The organism is Arthrobacter sp. Bi26 (assembly GCF_918697925.1).
Taxonomy (GTDB): Bacteria; Actinomycetota; Actinomycetes; order Actinomycetales; family Micrococcaceae; genus Arthrobacter.
In genome coordinates this window covers 1-2,930 of sequence record NZ_CAKKMF010000186.1, presented here as the reverse complement: position 1 = coordinate 2,930, position 2,930 = coordinate 1, and the positions used below count along the sequence as shown (strand labels likewise).

The window sequence follows — 2,930 nt, the reverse complement described above, 5'->3', positions numbered from 1 at the left end:
GGTCGTGGGGGCAGCGAGGAAATCGGTGGCCTGCAGCAGCCCGACGGGCCGGCCGCCGCCCAGCACAGGGGTCGCGGCGAGGCGCCCCAAGGACGAGGTGTCGACGTCGAGCGCGGCCAGGACCCGCACGGTGACGGGCATCCTGGCGCGGTCGCCGCCGTCGGAGACCTTCACGGCGACGGCGCGGCCGTCCGGGAGGCCCACCAGCTGGACGCCCTCGAAGCCGTCCTTGGCCAGCATGCCGGGAACCAGCCGCATCAGCGCGGTGACGTCCCGGTCTTCGCCGGCAACCATCTCGGGGTGGCGGCGCATGGCGCGGGCGACGGCGGCTTCCGCACTGGATCCCGCTACTGCACTGCCGCCGGCTCCGGCGGCCGCGGCCAGGCGGCCGAAGGCCCGTGCCATGCCGCGCAGGGTGAGTGCGAACAGCGGGGTGCCGCAGCCGTCAGTGGTGGTGGCCTGAGGGTCCTCGCCGGTCAGGTCCACCACGGTTTGGGCCACGAGTTGCTGGAGCGGGTGCGCCGGGTCAAGGTAACCCTGGACCGGCCAGCCGTTGATGACGCAGGTGGCAGCCATCGCGGCGTGCTTTCCGGAGCAGTTTTGCGCCAGCTGGGTCGCCTGGCCGCCGTCCCCGAGCCAGTCCTCTCGCTCGCGGGCGCCGTAGGGCAGGTCAGTACTGTTCTCGAGGTCCGCGGGCGTCAGGCCATGCAGGTCCAGGATGCGCCGCGCGCCGTCACGGTGGGTGGCGGCTCCGGAATGGCTGGCGGCTGCGAGGGCGAGGAGATCGTCCGGGAGCTCCAGCCCGGCACGGACCATGGCGACGGCCTGCAGGGGCTTCAGGGCGGACCGCGGGTAGAACGGGGCGAGGGGATCGCCGGCGGCCAGGAGGATCCGGCCGTCCGCTGCGGTGGCTATGACCGAGCCGTAGTGGACGCTTTCGACGATGCCGTCCCGGGTCTGGACCGCGAGCGGGGCGTGCTGCGGGAGCCGCTCCGGGGCCAGCGGCGTCGGGGCGTGCGCGAGAGCAGGGGAAATCATTGCGTCCTTTGGTGGCGGTCGGTGTGGTTGTGGTGGCTGGTCACTCTGTTGGTGCTTTTGGTGCTGACAACGGCGTCAGGAATCTGCCGTCAGGCGTTGAGGATCGAGTCGAGGGCGATGCCAACGGCATGGAGGTGCTGGCTCATGGCGATGCGCGCCGTCGCCGCGTCGCCGGCTTCGATCGCGGCCAGGATGCGCCGGTGCTCCTCGTCGGAAGCGTGCTGGCGGTCCGCCACCATGTTCAGGGTTTCGGACTGGTGGGCGAGGGCATCCCGGATGTCCGCGACGACGTTTTCGAACACCTTGTTCCCGCTGGCCCGCGCGATCATCGCGTGGAAGCTGGAGTCCAGGCCCACCCACACTTCCGGGTCGTCCTCGCCGCTCATCGCGGCAACGATCTCCCGCATGGTGTCCAGCTCCTCGGGTGAACGGCGTTCCGCGGCCAGTCCGGCGGCAGGAACCTCGATATGGGGACGGGCCTCGGTGAGGTCTCGTGCGGAGTATTGGCCCAGGACCAGGTCCTTGGCCACGTGGTTGGCGACGACGAACGTGCCCCGCCCGGTCTTGGTGACGGTCAGGCCCAGGGCGGTGCAGGAGCGCAATGCCTCGCGGACCACGGAGCGGCTCACGCCGTACTGCTGGGCGAGGCTGGCCTCGGAGCTCAGCTTGGCGCCGACGCCGAGCTTGCCGGATTCGATTTCGGAGCGGAGGACGTTGAAAACGGCTTCGGCGGCACTGAGGCGGGCCAAAGGCTGTCCTGCTGTCCGGCTGTCTGACAGGTTCACCCTTAAAACATGGCAGGGATCACACCGCGGTGTCAATTGTGACGGCGGCCCCGGATGTCCGGGGCCGCCGTCGTCTCTCGCGCCGGAGGTCCGGGGCAGGTTACTTAACTGCGTTACTTGCCTGAGTTACTTGACCCGGACGGGCGGGTGCGGGCCAGGGCCGTCAGGCCCGCGGCGAGTCCGAGCAGGCCTGCGGCCAGGCCGATCCAGCCGGCCACGGAGCCGGCATCACCGGATGTGCTTGCTTCCGCGACCGGGGCGGCGGACGGCGAGGGGGCCGTCGTAGTCGTGGCTGCGGCGGGGGCTGCGGCGTGGGCATCGGCGTCCTTGGCCGTGGTCACGAACGAGGGCGCCGGGTGCTCGGGTTCCGCCTGCCCCTCTACCGTCTTCTCGTCCCATTTCACGACAGTCCCGTCGGTGTAGGTCTGGGCCGTCGGCAGCGTCACCGTGGTTCCCGCGTCCGGCAGGACGCCGACGGAGAGGGAGAAGGCCTGGTATTCGTCTGGCCCGATCTGGTGGGCCTCGTCGGCCGTCCAGACCACGGAACTCGGAGCCTTGGTGACCGTGGCGCCGGCGATCGTGATCGGCTTCGGCAGCTCGCTCGTGGTGATTACGGCTTTCCAGCCCTCGACAGGCTTCACCGACACCGAAGTGAACGGCGTGTCCGTGGGCAGCGTGACTTCGAGCTTGCTGGTCTTGGCCGAGTCGGACTCATTGGGGACATTGAACGTCAGGTGGCTGTAGCCGCCCGCGGCCGGGTCGTCGGAGTCGACGTGGACGTGGGCGGAGGCGGCTGCAGCGCCGGCGGCGAGCAGGCCGGCGGTCATCGTGGCGGCCGCGGCGGTCTTGAGGGTGCGGCGGAGGGAGGATTTCATGGCAAAGGGGCCTTTCACTAACGAATAAACGGTGGGAACCGGCCGGTCCGGTGTTCGTCCGGCGGTAGCAGCGGGTGGCCGCCCGTGGCCCCCGTCCGTGTGTGAAAGGGGTTGGTCAGGCGGCGGGCAGCGGTGCCGGAGGTCCGCGCCGGGTCGGCAGGCGGAGGCCAACCCGGATTTTGGGGAGGGCCAGGTTGACTGTGCAGGGGCCGGGAGCGCGCATCGGCATTGC

General features: G+C 70.5%; 3 protein-coding genes. All 3 read right to left on the bottom strand.

What is annotated here, in order from left to right; translation table 11 throughout:
- A partial coding sequence (locus tag LQV16_RS23290; protein WP_229996199.1) for an asparaginase occupies positions 1–1,038 on the bottom strand: 1,038 nt, incomplete at its 3' end.
- Positions 1,039–1,127: 89 nt separating this feature from the next.
- Positions 1,128–1,823, bottom strand: a complete 696-nt coding sequence (locus LQV16_RS23285; RefSeq protein WP_229996198.1) for a FadR/GntR family transcriptional regulator — start codon at positions 1,821–1,823, stop codon at positions 1,128–1,130.
- A gap of 113 nt (positions 1,824–1,936) precedes the next feature.
- Complete coding sequence (locus LQV16_RS23280) at positions 1,937–2,698, bottom strand: YcnI family protein (protein ID WP_229996197.1); 762 nt, start codon at positions 2,696–2,698, stop codon at positions 1,937–1,939.
- Positions 2,699–2,930: the final 232 nt, after the last annotated feature.